Source organism: Cupriavidus sp. D384, from assembly GCF_001652915.1.
In the GTDB taxonomy this organism is placed as follows: Bacteria; Pseudomonadota; Gammaproteobacteria; order Burkholderiales; family Burkholderiaceae; genus Cupriavidus.
In genome coordinates, this window is the sequence record NZ_BBQI01000094.1 from 52,589 (window position 1) to 69,585 (window position 16,997).

12 protein-coding genes are annotated in these 16,997 nt (G+C 66.6%); 5 read left to right on the forward strand and 7 right to left on the reverse strand.

The genetic code is table 11. The annotated features are described in order from the left end of the window. Positions 1 to 64: 64 nt before the first annotated feature. Positions 65 to 1,621, reverse strand: coding sequence for an NADH-quinone oxidoreductase subunit NuoF (locus tag A9J21_RS22380; protein WP_066739360.1), 1,557 nt, complete (start codon positions 1,619 to 1,621; stop codon positions 65 to 67). Beyond that, positions 1,618 to 2,136: a formate dehydrogenase subunit gamma gene (locus A9J21_RS22385; protein WP_066739361.1), complete on the reverse strand. Its 519-nt coding sequence runs from the start codon at positions 2,134 to 2,136 to the stop codon at positions 1,618 to 1,620. Before A9J21_RS22385 ends, A9J21_RS22380 begins: the two co-directional genes overlap by 4 nt. Before the next feature lie 136 nt (positions 2,137 to 2,272). On the opposite strand from A9J21_RS22385, the gene A9J21_RS22390 reads away from it, so the two are divergent. Then, a complete protein-coding gene (locus A9J21_RS22390) occupies positions 2,273 to 3,364 on the forward strand; it encodes a substrate-binding domain-containing protein (RefSeq protein ID WP_066739362.1) in 1,092 nt (363 codons plus the stop codon). 85 nt (positions 3,365 to 3,449) lie between these two features. Here A9J21_RS22390 and A9J21_RS22395 read toward each other — a convergent pair whose 3' ends face one another. The 3 genes from A9J21_RS22395 to A9J21_RS22405 form a co-directional block, all read right to left on the reverse strand. Next, positions 3,450 to 5,165: a M30 family zinc metallopeptidase gene (locus A9J21_RS22395; RefSeq protein ID WP_066739363.1), complete on the reverse strand. Its 1,716-nt coding sequence runs from the start codon at positions 5,163 to 5,165 to the stop codon at positions 3,450 to 3,452. A 192-nt stretch (positions 5,166 to 5,357) separates the two neighbouring features. Beyond that, positions 5,358 to 6,308: a polyphosphate kinase 2 gene (gene ppk2, locus A9J21_RS22400; RefSeq protein WP_066739364.1), complete on the reverse strand. Its 951-nt coding sequence runs from the start codon at positions 6,306 to 6,308 to the stop codon at positions 5,358 to 5,360. A gap of 100 nt (positions 6,309 to 6,408) precedes the next feature. Then, positions 6,409 to 7,464, reverse strand: coding sequence for a transporter (locus A9J21_RS22405; RefSeq protein ID WP_066739365.1), 1,056 nt, complete (start codon positions 7,462 to 7,464; stop codon positions 6,409 to 6,411). A 262-nt stretch (positions 7,465 to 7,726) separates the two neighbouring features. Between A9J21_RS22405 and adh the strand changes: the two genes are divergently transcribed. Continuing rightward, on the forward strand, positions 7,727 to 9,247 hold the full coding sequence (gene adh, locus A9J21_RS22415) for an aldehyde dehydrogenase (RefSeq protein WP_066739367.1): 1,521 nt from the start codon (positions 7,727 to 7,729) through the stop codon (positions 9,245 to 9,247). 24 nt (positions 9,248 to 9,271) lie between these two features. On the opposite strand, the gene A9J21_RS22420 is transcribed toward adh, so the two are convergent. Next, the gene (locus A9J21_RS22420) at positions 9,272 to 11,161 is read right to left on the reverse strand and encodes a sigma-54-dependent Fis family transcriptional regulator (protein ID WP_082926566.1); all 1,890 of its coding nucleotides are present in this window, start codon (positions 11,159 to 11,161) and stop codon (positions 9,272 to 9,274) included. Positions 11,162 to 11,232: 71 nt separating this feature from the next. Next, positions 11,233 to 12,750: a sigma-54-dependent Fis family transcriptional regulator gene (locus A9J21_RS22425; protein ID WP_066739368.1), complete on the reverse strand. Its 1,518-nt coding sequence runs from the start codon at positions 12,748 to 12,750 to the stop codon at positions 11,233 to 11,235. Positions 12,751 to 13,023: 273 nt separating this feature from the next. On the opposite strand from A9J21_RS22425, the gene A9J21_RS22430 reads away from it, so the two are divergent. The 3 genes from A9J21_RS22430 to A9J21_RS22440 all read left to right on the forward strand — a co-directional run bounded on the left by A9J21_RS22430 (position 13,024) and on the right by A9J21_RS22440 (position 16,972). Next, the gene (locus A9J21_RS22430; protein WP_066739369.1) at positions 13,024 to 14,415 is read left to right on the forward strand and encodes a GntP family permease; all 1,392 of its coding nucleotides are present in this window, start codon (positions 13,024 to 13,026) and stop codon (positions 14,413 to 14,415) included. Positions 14,416 to 14,435: 20 nt separating this feature from the next. Beyond that, a complete protein-coding gene (locus A9J21_RS22435) occupies positions 14,436 to 15,212 on the forward strand; it encodes a 3-hydroxybutyrate dehydrogenase (protein WP_066739370.1) in 777 nt (258 codons plus the stop codon). Between the two features lie 191 nt (positions 15,213 to 15,403). After that, complete coding sequence (locus A9J21_RS22440) at positions 15,404 to 16,972, forward strand: diguanylate cyclase (protein WP_066739399.1); 1,569 nt, start codon at positions 15,404 to 15,406, stop codon at positions 16,970 to 16,972. Positions 16,973 to 16,997 lie beyond the last annotated feature (25 nt).

Genomic DNA, 16,997 nt, shown 5'->3' on the forward strand with positions numbered 1-16,997 from the left:
CTCCTGCACTGCTTGTGAGGATGCGCGCCCCTGAGAGGCGCGTCATTATGAAAGTTGGCTGCGTTCAGGCAGCCTTGGCCGGCGTGGCCGACAACCCGAAGTCCTCGGGGAATTCGTTGAGCGCGGACAGCACCGGGTACGGCGTCATGCCGCCCATCGCACACAGCGAACCCGCGAGCATCGTGTCGCAGAGGTCGCGCACCAGCGCCACATGCTTCACGGGCTGGTCGCCGGCGATGATGCGGTCGATGACCTCCACGCCGCGCGTCGAGCCGATCCGGCATGGCGTGCACTTGCCGCACGACTCGATGGCGCAGAACTCCATCGCGTAGCGGGCCATCTTTGCCATGTCCACCGTCTCGTCGAACACGACGATACCGCCGTGGCCCACCACCGCGCCAAACGCGGCATAAGCCTCGTAGTCAAGCGGCGTATCGAAGCGCGACTCGGGCAGGTAGGCGCCGAGCGGCCCACCCACCTGCACTGCGCGGATGGTGCGGCCGCTGCGCGTGCCACCGCCGAAATCGAACATCAGCTCGCGCAGCGTCACGCCGAACGCCTTTTCCACCAGGCCGCCCTGCTTGATATTGCCCGCCAGCTGGAACGGCAGCGTGCCGCGCGAGCGGCCCATGCCGAAGTCCTGGTAGAACTTGGCGCCCCGCGCCAGGATCACCGGCACCGTTGCCAGCGAGATCACGTTGTTGATGACGGTAGGCTGGCCGAACAGGCCCTTCAGCGCCGGCAGCGGCGGCTTGGCGCGCACCACGCCGCGCTTGCCCTCCAGGCTTTCCAGCAGCGCGGTTTCCTCGCCGCACACGTAGGCGCCCGCGCCCTTGCGCACTTCCAGCGTGAAGCGCTTGCCGCTGCCCCGGATGTTGTCGCCCAGCCAGCCTGCCTGCGTGGCGATGGCGATGGCGGCCTCGGTGGCGGCAATCGCATGCGGGTATTCGGAGCGCGTGTAGATGTAGCCGGACTCCGCGCCCACGGCCAGCCCGGCAATCGTCATGCCCTCGATCAGCATGAACGGGTCGTCTTCCATGACCATGCGGTCCGAGAACGTGCCCGAGTCGCCTTCGTCGGCGTTGCAGACGATGTACTTGACCGGCGATTGCGCGGCCAGCACCGTCTTCCACTTGATACCGGTGGGAAACGCCGCGCCGCCCCGGCCACGCAGGCCGGAGTCGAGCACTTCCTGCACGATCTGCTCCGGCGCCATCGCCAGTGCACGCGTCAGCCCGGCAAAGCCTTCGTGGGCGATGTAGTCCTCGAGCGACAGCGGATCGGTGATGCCCACGCGGGCAAACGTCAGGCGCTCCTGCTGCTTCAGGAACGGGATCTCGTCGGTCAGGCCGTGCGCCAGCGCATGCTCGCGGCCCGTCAGGAAGCCGGCGTCGAACAACGCGGCGACGTCGTCTTCGGTCACCGGGCCATAGGCCACGCGGCCCGCATCGGTCTGAACCTCGACCAGCGGCTCCAGCCAGAACATGCCGCGCGAGCCGTTGCGCACGATGCGCACATCGGCGCCGCGCCGTGCGGCTTCGGCGGCGATGGCCTGCGCCACCTCGTCGGCACCGAGCGCCAGCGCGGTGGAATCGCGCGGAACGAAGATGGTGGTGGTCATGCGCGGGCCTCCTCGTCTTCACGCACGGCATCGACGAGCTTGTCGAAGCGCCGGGCATCGACGCGTCCGTGGACGCGGTCGCCAATCATCATCGATGGGCCGGTGGCACACTGCCCCAGGCAATAGACCGGCTCCAGCGTGTACTGGCCATCGGCCGTGGTCTCGTGGAAATCGCAGCCGAGCTTGCGGCATGCGTGTTCGGCCAGCGCGTCGGCACCCACCGACTGGCAGGCTTCGGCCCGGCACACCTGCACGACATGGCGCCCGGCCGGCTGCTGCCGGAAATGGTGGTAAAACGTGATCACGCCATGCACTTCTGCACGCGACAGGTTCAGGGCCTTGGCGATGACCGGCACGGCATCGGCCGGGATATAGCCCTGGGTGTCCTGGATCTCGTGCAGGATCGGCAGCAACGCGCCAGGCATGTCACGTCTGGCCGCGACGATGCGCGCGATGTCGGCTGAATCCGCCCGGCCATTGCCGGTTGGCGCCGTGGGGATGGCGGTGTCTGGCATGCTGTCTCCATTCTGTTCTGTCGGTCCCGAAATCGGCTTTTTTATTCATATTCGGGAACATCACAACGGGCTTTTCGGCCTCTTTGTGCGACTATAGGACCGTGTTTTGCACCGATCAATATGCTATTTTCCGCATATGCTACGCATTTCGATCCTTCCGCACCTTCAGATCCGCGACGACACCACCCCGGGACCCGCGCCAGCACTGGATGTATCGCGCCTGGTGGCCCTTCTGGGGCTGATCGAATCCACCGGAAACATCGCCCAGTCGGCCGAGGCCATGGCGTTGTCATATCGCTACGCCTGGGGCATCCTGCGCGACGCCGAGACACTTTTCGGGGGCGCGCTGATCGCCAAGACGCGTGGCCGGGGATCCACACTGACGCCGCTGGCGCAACAGCTGGTGTGGGCCAGCAAGCGCATTGCCGCGCGCCTGTCGCCCACGCTCGACAGCCTGGCTTCCGAACTGGAGATCGAACTCAAGAAGCTGATGGCGGCCAGCGATCCGGCCGTTCGCATCCACGCCAGTCACGGCTTTGCCGTGGCGGCGCTGCGCGACTTCCTGGACGAGCAGAAGGTGCGCCACGACCTCAAGTACTGCGGCAGCCTGGAGGCCGCCGCGGCGCTGTCCGAAGGCGCCTGTGACGTGGCGGGCTTCCACGTGCCCATCGGCGAGTTCGAGGAAGAGACGCTGCGCGGCTTCTCGCGGTGGCTGCACCCCGAAAAGCATTGCCTGATCCACCTGGCAACGCGCCAGCAGGGGCTGTTCGTCCGGCCAGGCAACCCGCTGAACATCCGCTCGCTGGAAGACCTGACACGCACCGATGTGCGCTTCGTGAATCGCCAGCTGGGCTCCGGCACGCGCCTGCTGCTGGACCTGATGCTGGCGCGGCGAGGCATCGACAGCAACCTCATCGAAGGCTTCAGCAACGGCGAATTCACGCACGCGGCAGTGGCCGCCTATATCGGCAGCGGCATGGCAGACGTGGGTTTCGGCGTCGAAACGGCTGCCCGGCGCTTCAACCTGGAATTCGTGCCCGTGCTCAAGGAACGCTACTTCTTCGCGCTGGAATCGGAAGCCCTGCACAGCCCCGCCCTGCAAGGCGCGGTATCCGCGATGAAGAGCGGCAGCTTCCGCGAACGCGTCAACGCGCTGCCCGGTTACGACGGCGAACTGACCGGCACGGTACAGACATTCGCCGAGGCGTTCCCGGGGGTGGTTTTGTAGGCGGTCGCGTTTCGAGGCAGGCAGACGCCAGCAAAAAAGGGCCCCGCATGCGGGGCCCTTATGCATGGAGCGGTTCAGCCCCAGATCAATACACCACCACCGACAGCGCCACGCCGGGCGGTACGCGCACCTTGTCGCTGTACACGCCGTCGCTGGCGCCGCGCGGTGCGATGTAGCTGCCGTAGGCCTGCAGCATCGACGGCACGGTGGCCGGCAGCTTGCGCAGCGTGGTGTACGTGGCGCCGGACGGGTCGATGGCCGGCAGCGTGTAAGTGCCATCGGTCCACTGCGGGTAGCCGAAGCCGTGCGGCGTGCGGGCCAAAGGCATGTTGCTGTTCGTGGTGGCACGCCAGTTCACCAGGGCCTGGTCGAAGGTCAGGCCCGCGCCGGCGTCCTGGATCGCGGCGCTGAGCACGGCCTTGGAACCCACCATCTGGCGGCTCAGCAGGTCGCGCAAGAAGCCGACACCGAGCTGGCGGTTCAGGAAGCCGCCGAAGCTGCCGGACACCGCGTAGCTCTCGCACGACACGCCGAAGCCCGTGAACGCGGTCAGGTTGCAGTTGTAGTCGCTGTAGCGGTAGTAGTCCGGCAGGCGGACATCGCGGATCGGGTTGTAGTTCGAGACGATGGCGCCGCTCAGGAAGTCTTCCATCTGCATCGCGGTCATTTCCTCGAGCCACGTGTCGTAGGCGTACTCGGCCCCCATGCGCACCTGGCGGCGATAGAAGTTCTGCATGTGCGTGCCTTCGTGCGCCATCGTGGTCTTTACCGAGCGCAGGCCGTCAGGGCCGCCCAGCGACAGGGTTTCGCTGTCCAGGTACAGCGAAATCGATTCGTTGCTGTTCGCTTCCTTGGACTTCAGGAAGTTGTGCAGGCCCCAGAAGTAGCCCACGGTGCCGTAGGGCTTGCCGTCGCGATTGAAGTTGAGGACGACGATATCCACCGGCACGCCGGCCGGCAGCATCGATGTGCCGAACGAATTGGCGCCCCAGACCGCGCCGCCCACGTTGAGCAGCCGATCGTAGATCATGCCACTGCCGGCAAAGGCCGTGATCAGCTCGGTAACTGTCGCATCCAGCACATTCGAGGCTTCGGCGGTCTCCACCCAGACGTTGACGACGGTACCGTCGCTGGCGGTCATCTGCTTGCGCAGCGTGGCCGAACGCTGGGTGCCGTCCGTGTGATACCAGTTGCGGGTGGCGGTTTCGGCCAGGCCCGCGGTGCCGATCGACACGGCCAGCGGCGCCGGCACGCCCAGCGTGCTGAGCATCGGGTCGGCCGATGTGCGCGTGGCATCGACCCAGCCCTTGCGGTTGTATTCGCCGATGGCGCGCTGCGTGGTTTCGTCGGTGGAAGCCTGGCTCAGCGCCTGCGGCGCAATCATTTCCGCCGCAATCTGCGACGACAGCCCGCTCGGCATCGCCACTGCGGCGTCGCCCTGATTGGACAGTTGCAGCCAGATCGATTTGCCGGCCACGCCCGAGATGGCGTACTGCACGTCGACCGCCGCGGCGTTGGGGTTCTGGTAGCCCCAGATTCCGGCATCGGTGCCCGCGTAACTGTTGCCGGTGGCGGCGCCACAGGCGCTGCACGACTGCGACAGGCCATCGACCTGAATGGGCTGTGGGGCGGTGGACGTCGTGGCGGCCTGCGCCGATGCGGCGCTGTCGCCGCCATCACCGCCCCCGCCGCCGCACGCGGCCAGGGACAAGGCGGCCAAGGGCGCGGCCAGGGCCGCAAGACCGGTCAGACCGGTGGGAAAACGATGCCGCGTGCCGGCACGCGAGGTCATGCGACGCATGGGTGACTCCGAAGATAAGCGGTCTCCGGGGTCGGGCGCGCAACGCGCCCGATCGGAGTGGTCACCCAATAACGACACGGAAAGCACCAGATTTAGCGCCGTTACATCGCTTTTCGGCGATGGTTTGCGCCAACGGCTGTTTCAATCTGTGGTGATACGCACGCAAGCCAGCCGCGCGCGCCAGCGCCTTCCTTAATAGATTTCCGGAATGACCATGTTGTCCGGCACGGGCTGGCGGACATAGTCGGCATGCCGTTCGCGCTCAGGCAGCACGATGGACGTCTGCTGCGGCTCGACATACGGCATCTGTTGGAGCAGATGGTGGATGCAGTTCAGCCGGGCGCGCTTCTTGTCCACGGCCTGCACCACCCACCAGGGCGCCTCGGTGATATGCGTGCGCTCCAGCATGATCTCCTTGGCGCGCGTGTAGTCTTCCCAGCGGCGGCGCGACTCCAGGTCCATCGGGCTCAGCTTCCACTGCTTGAGCGGGTCGTGGATACGGCTCAGGAAGCGCATGTGCTGCTCTTCGTCGGTGATCGAAAACCAGTACTTGATCACCTGGATGCCCGAGCGCACCAGCATCCGCTCGAACTCCGGCACGGAACGGAAGAACTCCTCGTACTGCTCGTCGGTGCAGAACCCCATCACATGTTCCACGCCGGCGCGGTTGTACCAGCTGCGGTCGAACAGCACCATTTCGCCGGCGGCAGGCAGATGCGACACATAGCGCTGGAAATACCACTGGGTGCGCTCGCGGTCGTTCGGCGCGGGCAGCGCGGCCACGCGGCAGACGCGCGGATTCAGCCGTTGCGTGATGCGCTTGATGACACCGCCCTTGCCGGCCGCGTCGCGCCCCTCGAACAGGATCACCACCTTGTGGCCCGTGGCCACCACCCAGCTCTGGAGCTTCACCAGTTCGCCCTGCAGGCGGAACAGTTCGCGGAAATACAGATGACGCTCGGCGCGCTCGGCTTCGTCGCCATTCAGGTTGCTGTTGTCGCCGGGGCCGCCCGCTTCGCCGGCCAGCACCCGCTGCACCAGCAGCGGATCGCGGTCTTCCAGCTCCAGTTCGAGCTCTTCGTCGTAGTAGTCCGCCACCTCGCGGTGAATGCGCCGGATCAGGGCTTCGTCGTTGTAGTCCATGGCTTTCCTCCATTGCGCGCGCCGACCGGCGTGCGCCTTGGTGCACTATCGTACGCCCGCCTTATGACAATTCCATGAATTGTCATAGAGGCATCATGCATCACATCATGCCGTTTTCCTGCTTGCGGAATGCCCAGCGCCCGGCCAGCACCGTGAAGGTGGCTACCAGCACCACCAGCACCCAGAAACCGTGCGGATGCTCGGCCAGCGGTATCCCGCCCACGTTCATGCCGAAGAAGCCGGCCACGATGTTGATCGGCAGCGCCAGCACCGTGACCAGCGTCAGGGTGAACAGCGTGCGGTTGGTCTGTTCGTTGAGCTTGGCGGCAATCTCTTCCTGCAGCAGCTTGATGCGTTCCACCAGCGCGGCCAGGTCGTTGAGCACCAGCGAGAATTCTTCAGTCGATTCGCGCAATTCCTGCAAATCGGTTTCCAGCAGCCATGCGGGCGGCCGGTTCAGCAGCCGGAACAGCGCGCCTGGCTCGGGGGCCAGCAGACGCTGCAGGCGCACCAGGCCCCGCCGCATGGCGCCCAGGTCGGCCCGGTTCGACTGCAATCGCTGCGACAGCAGCTGATCCTCGATCTGGTCCACGCTGACGCCGGTTTCGCGCACGATCTGTACCAGCACGTCGGCCTGGTCCTGCAGCAGGTGAACCACCAGGTTCAACGGCGACCGGAACATCTCGCCGCGCCGCACCGCGGCCCGCAGGCGATCCACCGACCGCAGCGGACGGGCACGCGCAGTCACCACCAGCCGATGGTCGGCATGCGCCCATAGCGTGGAAATATCGGTCGAGGCGACGCCGAAGTTGTAGATCACGTCGTTGACCACGGCCAGCAGCGCGGCGTCCTGGCGTTCGATGCGTGTCGAATGGGAACCCTGCCGCAGCGCCTCGAAAAAATCGTCGGGCAAGCCCAGCTGACCGCGCATCCAGCGCTCGCAGGCACTGTGCGACAGATTGAAGTGCAGCCAGACAAACGGGCGCTCGGTCTGCTCCACCGCGTCGTCAGGGCCCGCCGCCGGATGCTCGCGAAGCCAGCTGGCGGCGGCGCTGGAGTCGATCTCGCGCCCCGGGCGCCCGGGTTCGAACAGGAAACCGCTGACCAGACCGACCGGGTCGGAACCATAGCCGGCCTCGACAATGCCCGATTGCATGCAAACTCCATTCACGTTGCCTCGCGTGACGTTATCACGCCGCCATGAAGATCGGTGTGGCGCGGCCGCACCGGTTGTACCAGCCCGCAACACCTGTCCCATTCTGGAACACCCCGCCGCATCCGGCACTGGCCGGCATGGCCCGCCATCCCGCATGGCTGCGTCGCGCCGGGCCCCGGCACGGCCCTTGCAGTCCGTCCCCGCGTGCCGATGGCACGACCAACGAATCCAACAAGCATCCGATCGACAAGTGGAGCGAGACATGAACATGGCCGAAATTGCCCAGCTGGGCGTGCCCTACCCGTTCAAGGAGCAGTACGACAACTACATCGGCGGCGCCTGGGTGCCGCCGGCCGACGGCCAGTACTTCGAGGCCGTCACGCCGCTCACCGGCAAGCCGTTCACGCGCGTGCCGCGTTCGAACGAAAAGGACGTGGAAGCGGCACTCGACGCCGCCCACCGCGCCCGCGCGGCGTGGGGACGCACGTCAACCGCCGAGCGCGCGAACCTGCTGAACCGTATCGCCGACCGCATCGAGGCCAACCTTACGCTGCTGGCCGTGGCCGAGACCATCGACAACGGCAAGCCCGTGCGCGAGACCTCTGCCGCCGACCTGCCACTGGCCGTCGATCACTTCCGCTACTTCGCGGGCTGCATCCGCGCCCAGGAAGGAACCATCTCGGAGATCGACCACGACACCATTGCCTATCACTTCCACGAACCGCTCGGCGTGGTGGGTCAGATCATTCCGTGGAACTTCCCGCTGCTGATGGCCGTTTGGAAGCTGGCCCCGGCGCTGGCGGCCGGCAACTGCGTGGTGCTCAAGCCGGCCGAGCAGACCCCGGCTTCGATCCTGGTGCTGATGGAACTGCTGCACGACCTGCTGCCTCCGGGCGTGATCAACGTCGTCAACGGCTTTGGCGTGGAAGCGGGCAAGCCGCTGGCGTCGAGCCCGCGCATCGCCAAGGTGGCCTTCACTGGCGAAACCACCACGGGCCGGCTGATCATGCAGTACGCGTCGCAAAACCTGATCCCGGTGACGCTGGAACTGGGCGGCAAGTCGCCGAACATCTTCTTCGAGGATGTGATGGCTGCCGACGACGCCTATTTCGACAAGGCGCTCGAAGGCTTTGCGATGTTTGCGCTGAACCAGGGCGAGGTCTGCACCTGCCCGTCGCGCGTGCTGATCCAGGAATCGATCTACAAGGCGTTCATGGAGCGCGCGGTCAAGCGTGTGGAGGCGATCCGCCAGGGGCACCCGCTGGACAAGTCGACGATGATTGGCGCGCAGGCGTCCGAAGAGCAGTTGCAGAAGATCCTGGCGTATATCGACATCGGCAGGCAGGAAGGCGCGCGCGTGCTGACCGGCGGCGAGCGCAACGCGCTGGGCGGCGACCTGGCGGGCGGCTTCTACGTCAAGCCGACGATCTTCGAGGGCCATAACAAGATGCGCATCTTCCAGGAGGAAATCTTCGGCCCGGTGGTCTCGGTCACCACCTTCAAGGACGAGGAAGAGGCGCTGGCGATTGCCAACGATACGCTCTACGGGCTGGGTGCCGGGGTGTGGACGCGCGACGGCGCGCGCACGTTCCGCATGGGCCGGGGCATCGAGGCGGGCCGTGTGTGGATCAACTGCTATCACGCCTATCCGGCCCATGCCGCGTTCGGCGGCTACAAGCAGTCGGGCGTGGGCCGCGAGAACCATCGCATGATGCTGGACCACTACCAGCAGACCAAGAACCTGCTGGTCAGCTACAACCCGAATCCGCTCGGATTCTTCTGAGGCAGCGGCCCCGGCAGCGGCGCGCTAGGACTGGCGCTGCCGCCGGTAGATGGTATTGCGCGACACGCCAAGCTCGCGCGCCGCGGCACTGACGTTGCCGCGGTGGCGCGCCAGCGCTTCGCGAATGCGTGCGGCTTCCCAGTCGCGCATGCCGCCCGTGGCAGCGTCGGCATCGCCCTGGGCCGGGCTGGCGGACGGCGTCGGCCCGGCAAATTCCTCCGGCAGGTGCTCGACATCGATCCGTGCCTCGCCTTCGGCCATCAACGCGGCAGTACGCAACACGCTGGCCAGCTCGCGCAGGTTGCCGGGCCATGCGTGCCGGCGCAGTATCGCCATGGCCTGCGCCGAGATCGCCTGCGGCCCGTGTTCGCATTCGTCTTCCAGAATGCGCGACACCAGCGCGTCGAAATCGCTGCGCCCCGCCAGCGATGGCAAGGTCACGGCCAGTCCGTGGATGCGGTAGTAGAGATCCTCGCGGAATGTGCCATCGGCCATCTGCGCGCGCAGGTCGCGATGCGTGGCGCAGACAATGCGGATATCGACCGGCGTGCTGTGCGTGCCCCCTAGCGCGGTCACCGCGCGTTCCTGCAGCACGCGCACCAGCCTGACCTGCTGCGCCAGCGGCATATCGCCAATTTCGTCGAGGAACAGCGTGCCACCGTGGGCCTGCGCAATCTTGCCGGCATGGCCGCGTCGCCGGGCGCCCGTGAACGCGCCCTCTTCATAGCCGAACAGTTCGGCTTCGATCAGGGTCTCCGGAATGGCCGCGCAGTTGACGGCCACGAACGGACCACTGGCCCGTGGCGAGTCGGCATGCACGGCGCGCGCCAGCCATTCCTTGCCGGCGCCGGTACGCCCCAGGATCAGCAACGGGATATCGCGCCCACGCAGGCGCGCCACGCGCTGCAGCACGGCGGCCATGCGGGCATCGCCGGTGTCCAGGCGGGCCAGCGCGGCCGACGGCTGCACCGCCGGCTGCGGCACATTCACCGGGGCCGCCACTTCCGCGCGATGCGACAACCGCGCGTAGATCCGCACGCCACTGGGCAGCGCCAGGTCGCGCAGCAGCGTATCGGCGGTGCCGGACGGCGGCATCGGCAGTGCGAACAGTTCCGTGAAGGTGGCGCCGGACAGCACGTCGGCACTCATGCCAAGCTGGAACCAGCCGCTGCGATTGGCCGCCAGGAACGTGCCATCGGCGCCAAACGCGGCCATGCCTTCGAACAGCGTGCCAACCAGTTCGGGGCGCCCGTGGAAACGCACCACGAGCGCGTCGGGAAACTGGGCCGCGAACAGCTGGTTCTCGATGGTCTGCGCGGACATGCGCACCAGCGCCATCGTGTGCGGATGAAAGCCGCGCGGATCGCCGCTGACATCGAGCGCGCCCAGCCAGTCGCCCATCGGGCTGGCAATCGGCGTGCAGGAACAGGTGAGCTGGCGGTTGGCGCGCAGGAAGTGCTCGTCGCCATGGATGATCGCGGAGCGCCCCTCCGCCAGGGCGGTGCCGATGGCATTGGTGCCCTTGCTGGCCTCGGACCACGACACGCCGGGCGCCAGCGCCACGTCGCGCGCCCGCGCGGCAAAGCCGCTGCCGTCGCCATCGCCCACGCTGTGCAGGATCACCCCGGCACTGTCGCTGAGCAGCACCAGGCTGTCGGTGCCCGCCACCTGCCGGTACAGGCCCTCCATCACGGGCAGTGCCAGGCGGTACAACGCACGATTGCCGTCGACGCGTTCGCCCAGCGCGCGGCGGCTCAGCGGGTGATAGTCGGGAATTTGCGCAGCATCGAGCCCGAATCCGGCGGAGCGTCCGTGCGCGCGGCGCAGCAATTCGCTGCGGTCGGCCACGTCATCGTGTCCGGCGGCAAGCACATCGGCCTGAAGGGCATCCTGGAATGTCAGGGCATTGCGCATCGACGGGTCTCCTGGCTGGCGCTCTCGCCACCATCAGCACCCGGGGCGGAGCATCTCTGCCGGGGACCTTATCACAGCCCGCCGCGCGTGGCCGCCAACTTCTTGTAGAACGCGGCCCGGCTGATACCGATACGCGCGGCAGCCTCTGCGACGCGTCCGCCACACGCATCCAGCGCCTGCCCCAGGAACGCGGCCTCGAACTGGGCCATGGCAGCCGCATAGGATTGCGCAGGCGCCTCCGGCACCGGCACCGGCATGGGCGCGGCGGCCGCGGGCCGGGTCTCGGCGGCGGGAGCAGATGGCTCGCCCGGTGACGTCACCGGTTCGACCACCGGCACCGGGCTGGCGCGACGCGCGCCGAGCAGTGGCGCCAGCGTGGCCGCATCCACCGAATCCTCGTCGCACAGCATGACCACGCGTTCCAGCACATTGCGCAGTTCGCGCACATTGCCGGGCCAGTCATAGTCGCTCAGCAGTTGCAGCGCATCGTCACGCAGGCCCATGGGGTGGCGTTCGGCCTTGATGCTCAGTTCCTCGACGATGGCGTAGACCAGCGGCAGCAGATCGGCCCGGCGTGCGCGCAGCGGCGGCAGGTTGATCGACAGCACATTGAGCCGGTAATAGAGATCGGCGCGGAAGCGGCCTTCGGCCACCAGCGCGGGCAGGTCGGCGGAGGTGGCCGCAATGATCCGCACATCGCTTCGCACGATGCGGTTCGACCCCAGCGGTTCGAATTCGCGATCCTGCAGCGCACGCAGCAGCTTGCTTTGCAGCGCCAGCGGCATATCGCCGATTTCGTCCAGGAACAGCGTGCCGCCATCGGCCAGCTCGAACTTGCCGACCCGCCCCTTGCGATCCACGCCCGTATAGGCACCCGGCGCGGCACCGAAGAACTCCACTTCCAGCAGCGTATCGGGGATGGCCGCCACGTTGACGGTGACCAGCGGCCGCTCGGCACGTGCCGACCCCGCGTGGATGCCGTGCGCAAGCAGTTCCTTGCCAGTGCCGGTCTCGCCCAGCAGCAGCACCGGCGACTCCACCAGCGCGGCACGCCGGGCCTGGCGCTTGACCTCCTGGGCCGCCGGGCTGGCGCCGACGAAGCTGGCAAACGTGTACTTGGCCCGGCGCGCGTGGTCGAGCGAACGGCGCGCCGCCGCCAGTTCGGCCTGGGCGCGCGAGTAATGGGCAAAGATCGGCGTCAGCGCCTTGAGTTCATCGAACAGTGCGAACCCGACGCCGCCGATGGTGCGGCCGTTGTCGTCCTTGATCGGCAGGCGCGTGACGATCATCGGCTCCCGGTCGGTTTCCAGCAGGTCCAGCAGGATCGGCTTGCCTGTGGTGACCACCTCGCGCATCAGGCTGTTCGGGATCACCTGCTCGCAATCGAGCCCGATCGCGTCCTGCGGGTTGGTGAACCCGAAGCGCGCCGCATAGCGCTTGTTGATCCACACCACGCGGGCGTGCTCGTCCACCACGAAGGTGCCTTCGCTGAAGTTTTCAAAGGTGCGGAACAGCGACTCCATGCCGCGACGCGCCACATAGTCGTAGTCGAACAGCAGGGCGCCACCTGGGTCGGCGATCTTGTGCATGGCTGCGGGTCCGGGGACGTTGTCTCGTTTTGTAGACGCGAAGTGTCTCATAACGAAGACTCGAACGCCGCACACATCGCTTGTCTTGTCTCAATGAGGAGACAATGCCCCGCAGGCTACACTATTTGCGCCTTATTCTTAACTTTTGAATGTGGCACGGAGCCTGCTCATGAAGCGGTCCCTTGTCATCTGCACGAGGGACCATCGCATTACACGGCACCGGGGCAACCTGCCACGGCTCGACCGCATTCAAGAACAAGCAATGGAGACCCCATGTCTTTTGTCATAGTGCTCGCCGCACTGGCCTTCCTCATGTTCGCCGCCTATCGCGGCTACAGCGTGATCCTGTTCGCGCCGCTGGCCGCGCTGGGCGCGGTGCTGCTGACCGACCCGTCGGCGGTGGCACCGGTGTTTTCCGGCATCTTCATGGAGAAGATGGTCGGCTTTGTAAAGCTTTACTTCCCGGTGTTCATGCTGGGCGCCGTGTTCGGCAAGGTCATCGAATTGTCGGGCTTCTCCGAATCGATCGTGGCCGCGGCCATCCGCTACATCGGCCGCTCGCGCGCCAATGCCGTGATCGTGGCGGTCTGCGCGCTGCTGACGTACGGCGGCGTGTCGCTGTTCGTGGTGGTGTTCGCGGTCTACCCGTTTGCCGCCGAACTCTACCGCCAGAGCAATATCCCCAAGCGCCTGATGCCGGGCGCCATCGCACTGGGCGCGTTCTCGTTCACGATGGACTCGCTGCCGGGCACGCCGCAGATCCAGAACATCATCCCGACCACGTTCTTCAAGACCACGTCGTGGGCGGCTCCGGCGCTGGGCGTGGCGGGCTCGCTGTTCATCATCATCGTGGGCCTGTCGTATCTGGAATGGCGCCGCCGCGCGGCCCAGGCGCGTGGCGAGGGTTATGGCACGAACCTGCTGAACGAACCGCAGCGCGTGGAAGGCGGCAAGCTGCCGCCGCCACTGCTGGCAATCCTGCCGCTGGTGGTGGTGGGCGTGTCCAACTTCTGGCTGACGCGCATGATTCCGCTCTGGTACGGCCAGGCCAACAGCGTGTCGCTGCCGGGCCTGCCCAAGCCTGTGGAAACCAAGATTGCCAGCGTGACGGCCATCTGGGCCGTGGAAGGCGCGCTGCTGCTGGGCATCGTCATCGTGCTGGTCACCGCGTTCGGCGCCGTGAAGTCGCGCTTTGCCGAAGGCACCAAGAGCGCCGTGTCGGGCGCGCTGCTGGCGTCGATGAACACCGCTTCGGAATACGGCTTTGGCGGCGTGATCGCGGCGCTGCCGGGCTTCCTGGTGGTCAGCGATGCGCTGCGCAGCATTCCGAATCCGCTGGTCAACGCCGCCGTGTCCGTCAGCACGCTGGCCGGCATTACCGGCTCCGCATCGGGCGGCATGAGCATCGCGCTGGCCGCCATGTCCGACGTGTTCATCCAGGGCGCGCAGGCCGCGCGGATTCCGCTGGAAGTGCTGCACCGGGTGGTCTCGATGGCCAGTGGCGGCATGGACACGCTGCCGCACAACGGCGCCGTGATCACCTTGCTGGCCGTCACCGGCCTGACGCACCGCGAGTCGTATCGCGACATCTTCGCCATCACGATCATCAAGACGCTGGCCGTGTTCTTCGTGATCTTCGTGTTCTACACCACCGGTCTGGTCTGACCGCACCCAAGGGACGCATCATGGTCAATCTGCATGGCAAGACCGCGCTGGTCACCGGATCCACGAGCGGCATCGGGCTGGGTATCGCCCAGGCGCTGGCTCAGGCCGGCGCCAACATCGTGCTCAACGGCTTTGGCGATGTCGAGGCCGCCCTGGCAAGCATTCGCACCCTGGGTGCCGAGGTGATCCACCACGCCGCCGACATGCGGCGCCCCGACGAGATCGAAGCCATGTTCGCGCTGGTGGCGGAGCGCTTCGGCGGCGTCGATGTGCTGGTCAACAATGCCGGCATCCAGCATGTCTCCCCCGTGGAAGATTTCCCGGTGCAGAAATGGGACGACATCCTGGCAATCAACCTGACGTCGGCCTTCCATACGTCGCGCCTGGCGCTGCCAGGCATGCGCGCCGCCAACTGGGGCCGTATCGTCAATATTGCCTCGGTGCACGGGCTGGTCGGCTCGGCCGGCAAGTCGGCCTACGTGGCCGCCAAGCACGGGCTGGTGGGGCTGACCAAGGTGACCGCGCTGGAAACGGCCGCCACCGGCATCACCTGCAACGCGATCTGCCCAGGATTCGTGCTGACACCGCTGGTGGCCGCCCAGATCGACGCCATCGCCCAGCGCGAAGCCATCACCCCCGACGCCGCGCAGGCCCGCCTGCTGTCCGACAAGCAGCCTTCGGGGCAGTTTGTCACGCCCGAACAGCTGGGCAACCTGGTGCTGATGCTGTGCTCGCCGTTCGGCGACCAGGTGCGCGGCGCGGCCTGGGCGATGGATGGGGGCTGGACCGCACAGTAGCCCGCAGTAGCCTCGGGGTGGCGCTGCCGCTCCCCTGCTCACCAGCTCGATGGCCCCGGCAACCACCGGGGCCATTTTTTTCGCATATTCGGCGGCCAGCTTGTATGCTTTTGGCGTCAGTCTCACTGTCGGCCCCAGCCCGCGCAGGCTGCGGCAAACGCTTTCCGGCCCGAATGCAACCCCGCACGTTCATGGCACGCCAAAAGATAGACCTGCGAACCCTGGTTTTGGGCCTGACCCTGACGGCATGCGCGGTCACGCTGGCAAATTCTCTCCATGCCGCGTACCGGATCGAGCGAGAGACGCTGATGGAAAGATCCCTGGAGGCCAACCGGGCCTACAGCGCCCGCGTTGCATCGTCGATCGACGGGTTCCTGCGCGGAGCACAGCTCCGGCTCAAGCTTGCCGGCGAACGGCTGGCCGATCGCTTCGACGATCCCAAGGCCCGCCGCGACACGCTCGAGCGTCTGGCGTCGCTGAGCGCGGATTTCGACGCCGTCGCCATCGTCAATGCCGATGGCCGCATCGCCGACGTCCTGCCCGAGGCACTGCAACTCGAAGGCCGCACGGTGGAGGCACCGGAACAGATTAGCGCCGTACGGGAGCACAAGCCGATCGTCAGCAATGCGTATCGGTCGATGGCCGGCAACCTCGTGATCTTTATCTCGATGCCGATCTTCGACCACCACGGCACCTACCTGGGATTGATCGGCGGGTCGATTCACCTGCAGAAGGATGGCAGGCTCCATGAACTGATGAGCAACCATTTCTTCGTCTCCGATTCCGAAGTCTACGTGGTCGATGGCCGGCACCAGTTACTGTTCCATCCGCTGAAGGCGCGGATCGGCACCGTCACCGCGACCAATCCGGCCATGGATCATGCGCTGGTCGCCAGGGACGGCAGCATCGCGATGGTGGACGCCGATGGCCGCGCCATGCTGGCGGGCTTCGCGAACATCCCCACGGCGCACTGGGCCATCGTGAGCCAGCAGCCAGTGGCCTCCGTACTGGCTCCGCTCGACGCGCTGATGAAGCGGATTGTTGTCGCGATCGCGCCGGTCGCCGTGATCGGCTTCGTGCTGCTGTGGGTCCTGGCGCGATACATCGCCAGGCCACTGCGGCAACTGGCCGACAGCACCACGTCCACCGGCCTGATCGAAAGCACCGGTTCCGTGGCGCAGGTCAATGCCTGGTACTTCGAGGCCAGCCACCTGAAGCAGGCGCTGCTGCACGGCATCGACCTTGCCAGGACCCAGGTGAGCGGGCTTGAAATCGCCTCGCAGACCGACCCCCTCACCGGCCTGCTCAACCGGCGCGCGCTGGACGCCAGCATGGCCGCCATGGAGGCCGACGGCCGCCAGGTGGCCGTGATCGCGCTCGACATCGACCACTTCAAGCGGGTCAACGACACCTACGGCCACGATGTTGGCGACGTGGTGCTGCAACGGGTGGCGGAGATGATGCGCCACGCATCGCGCAGCACCGACCTGGCGTTCCGCGTCGGCGGCGAGGAATTCCTGATGCTGCTGCCCGGACTGGATAGCCACGCCGCAGGCGGCACCGCAGAGCGCCTGCGGCGTCTGGTCGAACAGACGGCCATCGCGCCGGTGGGACACATCACGATATCGCTCGGCGTCACCACCTGGCCGCACGATGCCGCCTCACTGGCTGAAGCGCTGAAGGAAGCCGACACGCTCATGTACCAGGCCAAGCAGACTGGCCGGAACCGTTCGGTCGTCGTGGGGCAGGCGACGGCCTAGCGCTGCGTCCCTGGTGGGGCAACCA